This window comes from Arthrobacter sp. D1-29 (assembly GCF_054130585.1).
Genome location: NZ_CP096383.1, coordinates 2560418 through 2574049, shown reverse-complemented (window position 1 = coordinate 2574049; position 13632 = coordinate 2560418). Strand labels below are relative to the sequence as shown.

The 13632-nt window shown below is 65.1% G+C and carries 10 protein-coding genes; 4 read left to right on the top strand and 6 right to left on the bottom strand.

What is annotated here, in order from left to right; all coding sequences use genetic code 11:
- Positions 1-27: 27 nt before the first annotated feature.
- The 3 genes from M1E17_RS11580 to M1E17_RS11570 are packed head-to-tail and all read left to right on the top strand — an operon-like array spanning position 28 to position 3199.
- Positions 28-990: a carbohydrate ABC transporter permease gene (locus M1E17_RS11580; protein ID WP_457967543.1), complete on the top strand. Its 963-nt coding sequence runs from the start codon at positions 28-30 to the stop codon at positions 988-990.
- Entirely contained in the window at positions 990-1874 is an 885-nt protein-coding gene (locus M1E17_RS11575; protein ID WP_457967541.1) for a carbohydrate ABC transporter permease, read from the top strand. The genes M1E17_RS11580 and M1E17_RS11575 overlap by 1 nt, the downstream gene beginning before the upstream one ends.
- An 8-nt stretch (positions 1875-1882) precedes the next feature.
- The gene (locus tag M1E17_RS11570) at positions 1883-3199 is read left to right on the top strand and encodes a family 1 glycosylhydrolase (RefSeq protein ID WP_457967539.1); all 1317 of its coding nucleotides are present in this window, start codon (positions 1883-1885) and stop codon (positions 3197-3199) included.
- 94 nt (positions 3200-3293) lie between these two features.
- Here M1E17_RS11570 and katG read toward each other — a convergent pair whose 3' ends face one another.
- On the bottom strand, positions 3294-5588 hold the full coding sequence (gene katG / locus M1E17_RS11565) for a catalase/peroxidase HPI (RefSeq protein WP_457967537.1): 2295 nt from the start codon (positions 5586-5588) through the stop codon (positions 3294-3296).
- A 228-nt stretch (positions 5589-5816) separates the two neighbouring features.
- Between katG and M1E17_RS11560 the strand changes: the two genes are divergently transcribed.
- Positions 5817-7976 (top strand): amylo-alpha-1,6-glucosidase, encoded by a 2160-nt coding sequence (locus M1E17_RS11560; RefSeq protein WP_457967535.1) that lies wholly within the window; start codon positions 5817-5819, stop codon positions 7974-7976.
- Here the strand turns inward: M1E17_RS11560 and M1E17_RS11555 are convergent.
- The 5 genes from M1E17_RS11555 to M1E17_RS11535 are packed head-to-tail and all read right to left on the bottom strand — an operon-like array spanning position 7973 to position 13630.
- The gene (locus tag M1E17_RS11555) at positions 7973-8194 is read right to left on the bottom strand and encodes a hypothetical protein (protein ID WP_457967533.1); all 222 of its coding nucleotides are present in this window, start codon (positions 8192-8194) and stop codon (positions 7973-7975) included. The two genes, M1E17_RS11560 and M1E17_RS11555, sit on opposite strands and share 4 nt — an antisense overlap.
- 51 nt (positions 8195-8245) lie before the next feature.
- On the bottom strand, positions 8246-9619 hold the full coding sequence (locus M1E17_RS11550; protein ID WP_457967532.1) for an L-serine ammonia-lyase: 1374 nt from the start codon (positions 9617-9619) through the stop codon (positions 8246-8248).
- Positions 9620-10258, bottom strand: coding sequence for a sarcosine oxidase subunit gamma (locus M1E17_RS11545; protein WP_457967530.1), 639 nt, complete (start codon positions 10256-10258; stop codon positions 9620-9622).
- Positions 10251-13208 (bottom strand): sarcosine oxidase subunit alpha family protein, encoded by a 2958-nt coding sequence (locus M1E17_RS11540; RefSeq protein ID WP_457967529.1) that lies wholly within the window; start codon positions 13206-13208, stop codon positions 10251-10253. Before M1E17_RS11540 ends, M1E17_RS11545 begins: the two co-directional genes overlap by 8 nt.
- Positions 13205-13630 carry a sarcosine oxidase subunit delta gene (locus M1E17_RS11535; protein ID WP_457967527.1) on the bottom strand — a complete coding sequence of 142 codons (426 nt, stop codon included), beginning with the start codon at positions 13628-13630 and terminating at the stop codon, positions 13205-13207. Before M1E17_RS11535 ends, M1E17_RS11540 begins: the two co-directional genes overlap by 4 nt.
- Positions 13631-13632: the final 2 nt, after the last annotated feature.

Here is a 13632-nt window from a genome sequence, read left to right as displayed (position 1 = left end):
GCGCCGCATCCTTCGAAAGAAGCTCCCATGAGCACAACAGTGCACAAGAAACCGGCAGAAACCCGGCGGTACCGCGCTCCAGCGCCACTCGGCGGACGCCGGAACCCCGCCATCGGCCAGCGCCGCAAAAACTTCCAGGCCCTCGCGTTCCTTCTCCCGGCCCTCATAGTCCTGGGGGCCTTCACAGCCTGGCCCATGTTCTCCGCTCTCCGGCTGTCCTTTACCGACGCCAGCGGCTTTGGTAAAGAGGAATGGGTGGGCTTGGAGAACTACGCCCGCATCTTCACCGATCCCGTGATCATCAACGCCGTGGTCAACACAGCGCTCTACGCGCTGTTGTTTACACCGACGGCGGTGGCCCTGGCCTTGGCCCTGGCCCTGCTGCTGAATGATCCGAGACTGCCGTTCAGGGGCTTTTTCCGCACCGCCTTGTTCCTGCCGTTCATCATCAGCCTCGCCGTTGCAGCCATCGCCTGGGCGTACCTGATCGACCCACAGGTCGGGCTGCTGAACTACTGGCTGGGCAGTGCAGGGATCCGGATCGGCAATGTCCTGCAGGATCCCGTTCTGGCCATGCCGGCCGTCGCGTTCGTCGCCGTTTGGAAAAGCTTTGGCTTCTACATGGTGATCTTCCTGGCCGGACTCCAGGAAATCCCCGGAAGCCTCTATGAGGCAGCCCGCGTCGACGGCGCCGGGCCGTGGACGCGCTTCCGCCATGTGACCATGCCCATGCTCTCCAACACCACCGCTTTCGTCCTCATCTTTGCCCTCATCGCCGCATTGCAGGCCTTCGACCAGATTTACGTGATGACCGGCGGCGGCCCCTACGGCCATACCGAGACCGTCGTCATGCAGATCTACACGTCCGGTTTCCGCAAACTGGACGTCGGTTTCGCCTCCGCGCTGTCCTACGTACTGCTCGCCGCCACCTTGCTGCTGAGCGTTATCCAGTTCGTCTTCTTCGGAAAACGCGAACGGGAAGGTGACTGATGTCCACAACACTCCCTCCACGCCTGGCCCCACGGTCAACCGGTGCCGGCGTTCGCCTGAACAAGCGAGCCAGGCTGAACCGGGCAGTGGTGGTCATGCTGCTGGCCCTGGCCACCGCGGTGATCCTGCTTCCCATTGCGATCATCATCTTCACAGCTTTCAAGCCGGCCGCTGAAGTAAATGCCTTCCCGCCCACCCTGGTTCCCGGACAGTGGACCCTGGATAACTTCGCCAGAATCTTCCAGGAACTCCCCTTTGTGCGTCTGATCGCCAACAGCTTCATCTTCGCCGGCGGCGTCACGCTGTTTGCCCTGCTGTTTGACTCGCTGGCCGCCTACGCCCTGGCAAGGATCGACTTCACGGGCAAGAAGTTCCTGCTGATCGCCATCATCGCCAGCCTGATGATCCCGTTCCAGGCCACCCTCGTGCCGGTCTATCAGCTCGCCAGCGACCTTGGCTGGGTGAATACGTTCGCCGCGCTGATCGTCCCCCGGGCGGCGGACGCCTTCGGGATCTTCTTCCTTCGTCAGTTCTTCCTTTCCCTTCCCCGGGACCTGGACAACGCAGCACGCATCGATGGCGCTTCCGAATGGCGGGTCTACTGGAACGTCATCCTGCCCAACGCCATGCCGGCCATCCTGACCCTGGGCGTCTTCGTGTTCGTGAACAACTGGAACGATCTGCTGTGGCCGCTCATCTTCACCACCGACAGGAACATGGGCACCCTGACCTCCGGACTGACCCTCCTGACCGGCCCGGGCGGCATTGTCCCCTACGGCGTGATGATGGCAGGGGCCCTGGTGGCCATCCTCCCCCTCGCCGCGATCTTTATGTTTGTCCAACGCCGCTTTATTGAAAGCGTCGCCACCACCGGATTGAAGTGAGTAGAAATTTGAACTGGTACCAAGACGGGCGCCTGCACTTCGGCCTCGGCATCGAAGATACTTTCATCCCCCAGGAACGTGCAGGGGAACGCTCCCTTGACGAATATGAGCTCACCCAGCACTACAGGTTCTGGCACCAGGACCTGGGCCTGGCCAAAGAAGCCGGCGGCGAATTCCTTCGCTGGGGTATCCCCTGGTACCGGATCAACCCGGCGCCAGGAGTGTGGAAGTGGGAGTGGCTGGACCAGGTCATGGACCGCTTCGCGGAACTTGACCTCAGGCCGCTGGTGGACCTGATGCACTACGGGACACCCACCTGGCTGGACAATCAGTTCCTGAATTCCAGCTACCCGGAACTCGTTGCTGACTACTCCGCCCGGGTCGCGGCCCGCTACTCAGACAGGGTGGTGGACTACACCCCCGTCAACGAGCCGATGATCCACACCCTGTTCTCGGGCAAATTCGGGCATTGGCCACCCTACCTTTCCGGCGACGACGGACTGGTTGCCCTGGTGCGGAACCTGTCCAAAGGCTTTGCACTGGCCCAGCAGAACATGGCGGAAGTCCTTGGAGACCGCGGGATCTTCACCCACGTCGACGCCGGTTTCCGGTTCGTCAGTGACACCGCCGATGGCAGGCACGACGACGAAATCCGGCACCTCAGGGCCCGCTCCTACCTGGTTGAAGACCTGGTTACCGGCAAGGTGACTACCGATCACGAGCTTGCGCCGTGGCTCAGCCGCCACGGGATAACGGATGAAGATCTGAACTGGCACCAGCACAACATCGTGCTGCCCCACGTCATGGGCGTGAACTACTATCCCTTGCACTCCACGGAGCTGCTCGAAGCGGCAACACCCCGGCGGGGAGACATTGCCGATCCCCGCGCTGTCCGCAACGACTGGACAGAGGGACTGGCCGAGGTTCTGACCACTTACGGCCAGAGGTACGGCGCCCCGGTGGCCCTGACGGAAACCTGCCTCACCGGATCCTATGACCGGCGCCTGGAGTGGCTGGATGATTCAGTGGAATGCGTCCAGCAGCTGCGCGCCGCCGGGCAGGACATCGTCGGCTATACCTGGTGGCCGGTCACGGACATGTACGAATGGACCTACCGTTATGGGACCGAACCGCTGGAACACTACCGGCTGACCATGGGACTGTGGGACCTCATCCCGGACGAAATCGGTACCCTGAACCGTGTCAGGAACCCCGTCGCAGACCGCTTCCTGCACCACGCAAGCACAGGCGCCGGCGTCGAATCCACCCAAAACGCTCCTGCTGTCTCCGCCCAGGAAAGAAGACGGTGGCCACTGCACGCCTGAGGCCCTGAGCCGCGTCGCGCTACACCGCAAGCAGGTTGTCCCGGGCCGGCCGCAGAGATGCAGCCGGCCCGGGCGCGTGAGCAGTAACCCGCTGTCAGTTCAGGTCGAAGCGGTCCAGCTCCATGACCTTCACCCAGGCCGCAACGAAGTCGCTGACGAACTTTTCCTTGGCGTCCTCACTCGCATAGACCTCGGCCAGTGCACGGAGCTGTGAATTGGAGCCGAACACCAGGTCCACCGGCGTGGCGGTCCACTTCAGCTCACCGGTGGCGACGTCGCTGATCTCGTAGACGTTCTCCTCGCCTTCGGATGCCTTCCACTTTGTCCCCGGCGAGAGCAGATTAACGAAGAAATCGTTCGTCAGGACCTGCGGCCTGTCGGTGAGGACGCCGTGGCTGGAACCGCCAACGTTGGTGCCGAGGGCACGCATGCCGCCGATAAGCGCTGTCATCTCCGGCGCCGAGAGGTCCAGCAGGTACGCCTTGTCCAGCAGGAGGGTCTCCGGCTGGAGCTTCTCGCCGGGGCGCACATAGTTGCGGAACCCGTCCGCCCGCGGCTTCAGGTACTGGAAGGACTCGACGTCGGTCTGCTCTTGCGCGGCGTCGGTCCGGCCAGGCCGGAACGGCACGGTGATGGCGAAGCCGGCGTCGTTCGCGGCCTTCTCCACCGCGGCGCAGCCACCGAGCACGATCAGGTCCGCCAGCGAGACGTTCTTGCCGTCGGCCTGGCCGGAGTTGAACTGCTGCTGCACCGTCTCAAGCGCCTGCACCGCCGTCGAGAGCTGCTCGGTTTCGTTGATTTCCCAGCTGCGCTGGGGTTCCAGCCGGATGCGCGCACCGTTGGCGCCGCCGCGCCTGTCGGTCTTGCGGAAGGTGGATGCGGCGGCCCAGGCCGTGCCGGCCAGCTGTGAGACGGACAGGCCGGAGTCCAGGAGCTGAGCCTTGAGCGAGGCGATGTCCTGCTCGTCGATCAGCTGGTGGTCTACCTCCGGGACAGGGTCCTGCCAGAGCTGGGGCTCCGGGACCCATGGGCCGAGCATGTGCGGCCCGACGGGACCCATGTCGCGGTGCAGCAGCTTGTACCAGGCCTTCGCGAACGCGAGCGCGAACTCGTCCGGGTTTGCCAGGAAGCGCCGCCCTATTTCCCCATAGATCGGGTCGAACCGCAGCGACAGGTCCGTCGTCAGCATGGTGGGCCGGTGCTTTTTCTCGGGGTCGTGCGCGTCCGGGATGATCTCCGGGGCATCCTTGGCAACCCACTGGTGGGCGCCGGCGGGGCTCTTGACAAGCTCCCACTCGTACTCGAACAGGATCTCCAGGAAGCGGTTGCTCCACTGGGTGGGCCGGTCCGTCCACGTGACCTCGAGGCCGGAGGTGATCGTGTCGCCACCCTTGCCGCTGCCGTACGTGCTGAGCCAGCCCAGTCCCTGCGCCTCGAGGTCCCCGGCCTCCGGCTCGGGACCTACGTGCGCGTCGGCGTCACCGGCCCCGTGGGTCTTGCCAAAGGTGTGGCCGCCCGCGATCAGCGCGAAGGTCTCCTCGTCGTTCATCGCCATCCGCTTGAACGTCTCGCGTATATACGCTGCGGCGAGTTTGGGGTCCGGGTTGCCCATCGGCCCCTCGGGGTTGACGTAGATCAGGCCCATTTCGGTGGAGCCGACATCCTCCGCCATCTTGCCTTCGCCGATGTACCTCTCGTCGCCGAGCCAGGCGTCCTCGGGCCCCCAGAAAATCTCCTCGGGCTCCCACACGTCCTCCCGGCCGAAGGCGAAGCCGAAAGTCTTGAAGCCCATCGATTCGAGGGCGACGTTGCCCGCGAGGACGATCAGGTCGGCCCAGGAGAGCTTTTGGCCATATTTCTGCTTCACCGGCCACAGGAGCCGGCGGGCCTTGTCGAGGTTTGCGTTGTCCGGCCAGCTGTTGAGCGGAGCGAACCGCTGGCTGCCGTCCCCTGCACCGCCGCGGCCATCGTGGACGCGGTAGGTGCCGGCGGCGTGCCAGCTCATCCGGATCATCAGGCCGCCGTAGTGGCCGAAGTCTGCGGGCCACCAGTCCTGCGAGGTGGTCAGGACCTGAACGATGTCCTGCTTGAGCGCCTCGACGTCGAGCTGCTGGAACGCCTCGCGGTACCTGAAGGTGGGGCCCAGCGGGTTGCCCGCCTGGTTGTGCGCATGGAGCACCGAGAGGTCCAGCTGGTTGGGCCACCAGTCCGCCACAGTCCGGGGCCGGTGCGCCTTGGGCTGCGGCGAATCGATCGCCGGATTTTCGCTCTCGCTGCCGTGCGAGGTGACGCTGTCGTGGTCAACCGGGCACCCACCCTCAACCTTGCGGTCCAGGCCTTGGGCGCTTCCCGGGGTGGGGACCGGGGGGCGGTCCTGCGGATCGGTCATGTGCTTCCTTCCATATGGCCGAGGCCGTGGTCGGACTCGGGCAGCCGGTTCAACTCTCCTATTGGATCACTTATGCATCAGGGCGTGTAGGGGGCAATGGCCCTCATGCAGGGGCACTGGTGTTGTGCAGACGTCAGGAGTAGCGTCGTTTGCGTCCACGCGGTCAGCAACGAAACGCCGGGGGCTGGCCGCCGCTCAGGTGTACGAAGTCTGTTGAAGGAGCCGGCAATGGCTGGTTGGAATGCCGACACGGCGGCTGGGCCGCTTGGGGCAGGGACAGTGACGTTGGTTGAGGGATCGTCCTTCTGTATTAGTTCAGCCAATGGGGACATCCAACCTGACCTTCCGCATGGAGTCTTCTACCGCGACACCCGCATACTGTCGCACTGGACCCTGACCGTTAATGGCCTGGCGCTGGAGCCCCTGGCTTCAGAATTGAAGGAGCCATACCGGGCTTTGTTCGCATGCCGGGTGCCCCGTTCGGACGGATATGCTGACAGCCCCCTGATTGTGGAACGCCTCCGCGAGGTGGGAGCCGGGATTCTGGAACGCATCACCATCCGCAACTATTCCGGCGCTCCTGCGGAGTGTGAGGTAGCCCTGGCCGTTGGTTCGGATTTCGCCGATCTGTTTGAGGTGAAGGAGGCAAGGGTTCAGCGGCGCTGGGACGAGAGCCGTCACCCGGAAGGCGATTCGCTGTCTGTTAGAGGCATGTGGGAAGGCGTCCAAAAGGCGGTCATGGTCAAAGCCGAAGGAGCCAGTGCTACAGCCGACGGCGTGACCTACCGGGTAACCGTCCCGGCCTACGATCAGTGGACAACGCAGCTGACAGTCGTTCCTGCAGTCGATGACGCAGATCCTGAACCCCCGGCCTTCGGCCATCCGACCCCGGGCGAAATGTCACCCCGGGACAGACGCCGCCAGGAATGGGTCGCCAAGATTCCGGTGCTGCAGATGGGCAACCGCTCCATCGAACGCACCCTGCGGCGCAGCTACGACGATCTGGGTGCGCTGAGAATCGAGGACCCCGAGCATCCGGAGCGGGTGGTGGTGGCGGCCGGTGCGCCATGGTTCATGACCCTGTTTGGCCGGGACTCGCTGTGGGCCTCTGAAATGGCTTTGCCCGTGGACCCTTCCCTGGCGCTGGGCACGCTGAAGACGCTAGCTGACCGGCAGGGCACTGTGGTGGACCCCATGAGCGAGGAAGAACCGGGCAAGATCCTGCACGAGGTCCGCCTCGGAGTTTCCAGCGGCCTGGCGTTGGGAGGCAAGTCCGCCTACTACGGCAGCGTTGACGCAACCCCGCTGTTCGTGCTTGCCGTGGGAGGTGTGAGCCGCTGGGGATTTGCCAAGGAGACGATTAACGCGCTGCTTCCTAACGCAGACCGGGCGCTGGAATGGATCAGGGACTACGGGGACCGGGATGGCGACGGCTTTGTTGAGTATGAGCGCCTGAACGAACACGGACTGATCAACCAGGGCTGGAAAGACTCTTGGGACGGGATCAACTTCGCCGATGGCCGAATGGCCGAACCTCCGATCGCGCTGTGCGAGGTGCAGGCTTACGTCCACGGGGCCTATGTGGCGCGGGCCTGGATGGCCTATGACGCCGGGGACCTGGACCTCGCGGCGGATCTTCGGGACCGCGCCGCGCGGCTGAAGCAACGCTTCAATGAACAATTCTGGCTTCCGGACAAGGGTTACTACGCCGTGGCCCTGGACCGGGACAAACGGCCGGTGGACGCGTGTGCATCGAATATGGGGCATTGCCTCTGGTTTGGACTCATTGACGAGGATAAGGCGCCGCAGGTTGTGGAGCGGTTGATGTCTCCGGAAATGTTTAGCGGCTGGGGTGTCCGGACGTTGGCCAGCGACATGCGCGCCTACAACCCCGCAAGCTACCACAACGGCTCAGTGTGGCCCCACGACAATGCCCTGATCGTGGCAGGGCTGATGCGGTACGGATTTGTGGAGGAAGCGCAGAAGATTGCCACGGCATTGTTGGAAGCGGCTGAATTCTCTGACGGCCGCCTCCCAGAGTTGTTCTGTGGCTTCAGCCGTGACCAGTTTGCACGGCCTGTCCCCTACCCGACCGCCTGCTCGCCGCAGGCATGGGCCGCCACCACACCGATCCTCCTGGTCACCAGCCTCATGCGCTACGACGCCCACATCTCGCAGGGCGGCCTGTGGCTTGACCCCGCACTCCCTGATTCCTATGGCGACGTCCATATCAGCAACGCCCCGATGGGAGCCGGCAGAATCACCATCGACATCTCCGGGTCCACAGCCTCAGTCCATGGGATGCCCGAAGGCGTTGAAGTTCACCACGGCCAAAGACCGTGGATCACTGACCTCGTGGAACAGGCTAAACTCCGCCCGGAGGATTAGGCCCACACCTGGTAGCCGCTTCGCTTGTCAAAGAGCTTTCGGGTACGGCTGCCTTCCGCCGCGATCCAAAGAATCGCATCATCATCAGCCGCCTGCTCCACCCTCCCGGTCAGGATGTGCTCCCCCAGCAGCCAAACCTCCACGGTGCGCCCGGCGAGCATATGCCAGTCGTCGCGGAGGCCGCGGCCCTCTTCAGTCTTGATTGCGGACCCTGCCATTGGCTTACCGTCACCAGCCGCTTTCGGCGAGGCGGTGCGGCTGTGGGCGGGTCAGCATTCGATCACGTTTACCGCGAGGCCACCCCGAGAGGTTTCCTTGTATTTGTCCTTCATGTCCGCGCCGGTTTCCCTCATGGTCTTGATGGCCTTGTCCAGGGACACTTTGTGGCTGCCGTCGCCGTGCAGGGCAAGGCGCGCGGCATTGATGGCTTTGACGCTGGCGATGGCGTTCCGTTCAATGCAGGGGATCTGCACCAGACCGCCCACAGGGTCGCAGGTCAGGCCGAGGTTGTGTTCGATCCCCACTTCGGCGGCGTTTTCCACCTGTGCAGGCGTTCCGCCGAGGACTTCACAAAGGCCGGCCGCTGCCATGGAGCAGGCAGAACCCACCTCACCCTGGCAGCCCACTTCGGCGCCGGAGATGGAGGCATTGATTTTGAACAGAATTCCGACGGCGGCCGCGGCCAGCAGGAAGCGGACCACGCCGTCGTCGTTGGCGCCGGGAACGAACTTCACGTAGTAATGCAGCACCGCCGGGACGATGCCGGCCGCGCCGTTGGTCGGTGCGGTCACAATCCGGCCGCCGGCCGCGTTCTCCTCGTTGACTGCCAGCGCGAACAGGTTTACCCATTCCATCGCCCGGAGCGGGTCGGTTACCCCGGTGTCCGCCGTCAGGGTCTTGAATAGCGACGGCGCCCGCCGCCTGACGTTCAGCCCACCGGGAAGGATCCCTTCCGCGGCGCAGCCGTTGTCCACGCATTCGCGCATCACGGCCCAGAGAGAAAGCAGCTTTTCCCGGAGTTCCGCTTCGCTGCGCCAGGTGAGTTCGTTGGCGAGCATCACATCGGAGATGGACATGCCTTCGCGGCTGCAAATCTCCAGAAGCTGGTCCGCCGTGGTGAAGGGGTAGGGCAGGACGGTGGTGTCAGCCACCACCCGGTCGCCGGCGTCGGCGTCCCCGTCAACGACGAAGCCGCCCCCAATTGAATAGAAGCTTCGCTCGCTGAGCACGGCTCCTGAATGGTCCAGGGCACGGAACGTCATGCCGTTGGGGTGGGCAGGGAGGGACTTGCGCCGGTGCAGCACCACATCTTCGTCCCAGTTGAAGTCCACCCGGTGGTCCCCGCCCACCCACAGTTCAGCGTCGAGGGCGGCGGCGGCCACCTGGTCATCAGCTGTGGAGGTGTCCACGGTTTCCGGATCCAGCCCCTTGAAGCCCAGAACCACGGCCTTGTCCGAGCCGTGGCCCCGTCCGGTGGCCCCGAGGGAGCCGTAGAGTTCGGCCTGCACGCGTGTGGTGGAGCTCAGGTGTCCGTCGTCTTTTAGCCCGTCGGCGAACAGCTTCGCTGCCCGCATCGGGCCGACCGTGTGTGACGACGACGGCCCGATGCCAACGGAAAACAGGTCCAGGACGCTCAGTGCCATTTAGGGGACCTCAGGGGAGGCATACTCCCGCATGGCATCGAGGATCCACCGGCCCAGGAACTCGGCGAACGAGGCGCGCGGGAAGATCCGGTAGCTCTCATCGCCTGTCTTCCATAGGACCACGGGGATGTTGCCCACCTCCGTGGACAGCGCCGTGCCGGCCTTGAACGTGCGGGGGTGCAGGTCCAGGGAGCAGCCCTTTTCCAGGACGGCCCGGGCCCGGGGCCCGGTGAGTTCGAAGGTGGTGCGGTTGGCGGAAAGGTCCACTACCTGGCCTTCACCGTCGCCGAGGGCTTCCTTCAGTGCCTGGATCAGGTCCCCGCCGAGCGATTCGTGGGCTTCCACGGGTGCCACCACCAGGAACTCCTCGGGCCCCAGCCACAGGACGGAGGTTTCACCGGTACCGCTGACGGCCCCGCATGTTGCGGGCAAGCCCCCGGTGACCGACGCGATCCGGTTCCCGGCCTCGCTGTCCCGGCGAACCCGGAGGCCCGCCATGGTCAGGAAGGTGATTTCGCTCAGTTCCACAATGCCGCGGACGGAGCCGGTTTCAAAGGCTGTCCGGAGCAGTGCAGCCGGGCTGGTTCGCAGGGCCAGGTTCGTCTCGTGGGAGGTTTTGGGTGCTGCTGTTTCAGCCATCTTTGCGGGTCCCTTCAGGGTCAAAAAGTACGGTTTCTGCGACAACAACGTCAACGAGCTGGTTGCCGGCGGCAGCCACCAGGGTCTCGCCGATCCGGTTGCGGCCGTTCTTGACCAGTGCCAGGGCGAAGGACCTGCCCAGGGCTGCGCTCTGGTAGCTGGAGGTGACAAAACCCTGCATGGGAACGGGGCCGTCGGCCGGCGTCACCGGGATGCCCTTTTCCACCAGCTGGGTGCCTTCCGGCAACCGGATGTTGCCGTCGACGGGCAGCACGCTGACCAAGTGCTTACGGTCCTCGCGCCGGGCATCGGCACGGGCGTAGGAGCGCTTGCCGATAAAGTCCTTGGCTTTGGAGACGATCCATTCCATCCCGGCATCCTGCGGCGTGACGGTGCCATCGGTGTCCTGGCCAACGATCGGGTAGCCCTTTTCGGCGCGGAGCACATGCATGGTCTCGGTGCCGTACGGGGTGATGTTGAATTCGGCGCCCGCAGCGGCCACGGCTTCCCAGGTGTTCAGTCCGTACCAGGACGGCACGTTGATCTCGTAGGCGAGCTCACCGGAGAAGGAGATGCGGCAGACCCGGGCGCGGACGCCGGAGGCCAGCGTGGTTTCGCGGAAGGTCATGAACGGGAAGGCTTCTGCTTCCAGTCCACCATTGGCGGCCAGTTCCGGTGCCACCTTGGCCAGAACCGCGCGGGATTTGGGCCCGACGACGGCAATGGTGCTCCACTGTTCCGTCACCGAGGTGCAGTGCACGTCCAGTTCCGGCCACTCGGTCTGCAGCCATTCCTCCAGCCAGTCCAGCACCTTGCCGGCGCCGCTGGTGGTGGTGGTCATAAAGAAGCGGTCCTCGTCCAGGCGCAGGGTCACGCCGTCGTCGAAGATCATGCCGTCGGCCAGGCACATCACGCCGTAGCGTGCGGAACCGGGCGCGAGCTTCTTGAAGGCGTTGGTGTAGATCCGGTTGAGGAACTCGCCGGCGTCCTTGCCGCGGATTTCAATCTTGCCGAGCGTGGTGGCGTCCATAAAGCCAACGGATTCGCGGACGGCGGCGCATTCACGCAGCACGGCCTGGTCCATGTCCTCCCCGCCCTGCGGGTAGTACCAGGGACGCTTCCACTGTCCGACGTCCTCGAACAGAGCGCCCTTGGCCACGTGCCACGGGTGGATGGAGGTCACGCGGGCCGGATCGAAGAGTTCGCCGCGCTGGCGTCCGGCCAGTGCCGAGAACGCCACGGGGGTGAACGGTGCCCGGTAGGTGGTGGTTCCGATGTCGCCGATGCCCCGGGACGCTTCGCCTGCCTGGCGCAGCGCGGCGGCGATGACGCCGATCGCGTTGACACCGGAGGTCTTGCCCTGGTCGTTGGCGGTGCTGATGGAGGTGTAGCGCTTGATGTGCTCCACGGACCGCATCCCCGCGCCGGTGGAGCGCAGGACGTCGGCAACGCTCTGGTCCCGCTGGAAGTCCACGAAGTGCTGGTGCCAGTCGTCCGGGGTTCCATTCTCCCCCGGTACCAGCCACAGCTGGCGGGTGGGGGCGGACGCCTTCGGATCGGCGATCGGAGAAGGTTCGACGGTGGATTCGAAACCGGCGGCGATGGCTGCAGCGGCACCGGCGGAGATGCCTTCGGCGAGGCAATCCTCGAGTTCGAAGCTGCCGCGGCCGGAACCGATGGTCTGCTGGTTCGGGACGACAGTGCTCGGCACGAAAGCCGCCAGGTCATCGTCCCAGCGCAGCTTGCCCTGCCGCTGGGAGTGGAGGTGGACCAGCGGGCTCCAGCCACCGGACACGGCCAGCAGGTCGCACTCGATTTCTTCGACGCCGGAGGTGAGTTCGCCGTCGTCGTTGATGCTGCGGACGGTAACGCCGCCCAGGCGGCCATCGGCAGACCCTGTATCGGTTCCGGCGGCGGTATTGGCCACCGCACTGCCGATCAGCACGCGCGTCCCGGCTTCGACGGCGGCAGCAGCCACCGCGGTCAGCTGGGGGCGGGCGTCGACGACGGCGGCGATTTTGACGCCGGCGGCGCGCAGGTCAGCTGCCAGGGCGTAAGCGCTGTCGTTGGTGGTGCTGATGACAACGCGCTGCCCGGCGGCCACCGCGTAGCGGTTGAGGTAGCTGCGGACGGCCGAGGCGAGCATGATGCCGGGGCGGTCGTTGTTCTCGAACACCAGCGGGCGCTCGTGGGCACCGGGAGCCAGCACCACCTGGTTGGCGCGGATGTGCCAGATACGCTGCCGGGACACGCCGGAGGCGGCCGGCGTGGACAGGTGGTCGGTACGGTTCTGGACGGCGATGACGTAGTTGGCGTCGTAGGCGCCGAAGGCGGTGGTGCGGTTCAGGACGGTGGACTCGGCGCCGGAAACGAGCTCGGCTTCGACATCCGCCACCCATTCGAGGGCCGGTTTGCCTTCGATGACCTGGGCCAGTTCGGGCGCCGTGGAACCGGACAGCAGGGAGCCGCCCAGTTCTGGCTGGTCATCCAGCAGCATGACGCGGGCGCCGGTGCGGACAGCTTCACGGGCAGCGGCCAGGCCGGCGGGCCCGCCGCCGATCACCAGGACGTCGGTGTGGACGTACTTCTTGTCGTATTCGGCGCGGTCCTCTTCCGGATCCAGCTTGCCAAGGCCGTTGAGCAGCTCCGCCTTGAGGCCGTCCACCAGGGTGACCGTAGTGGCGGGAAGCATGGACTCGGCAACGTGGCCTGCGAACCGGGGAGCCACCTTGACCAGGGCGTTGGATTCTTCCACGCCGGCTGACATGATGCCGCGCGGCCGGTCCTCGTAGAGGGAGTTGCCGACGGCGATCCGGCCGTTGGCAAGCAGGGCCGAGGCCAGTGTGTCTCCGGGGTGGCCCGTGAATTCCTCGCCGTCCACGGTGAAACGCCAGGAGATGGTGCGGTCAATGCGTCCGCCGGCGGCGAGGCGGGCGTTCTGGGAAGTCACTTGGTTGCTCCTTCCGGGGCGGTGCTGCTGGGAGATGTGGTGCTGGTTCCTGCGATGCTGGTTGCAGCGATGCTGGGCCCGGCGCTGCCTGTAGTAGTGCTGTCCGGAGCTGTACTGGCGGTACCGGATTCGCCGCCTGCCGGGGCGGCTTTGTCCGGGCGGGGCGCGCCCATGGGGTAAACCGCCTGGATCTCGTAGGTGACCGTGTCGCGGAGCATGTTGAACCACTGGCGGCAGCCGGTGCTGTGGAGCCAGCGTTCGGCGAAGGCGCCCTTGGTGTTGTCCCGGTAGAACAGGAACTCGGCCCATTCGCGGTCGTTCAGTTCGTTCGGGTTTTCCGGATAGGCCACGTGGGCCTGGCCGCCGTAGTGGAACTCGGTCTCGTCGCGGGAGCCGCAGTTGGGGCATGAAATGAGGAGCATGT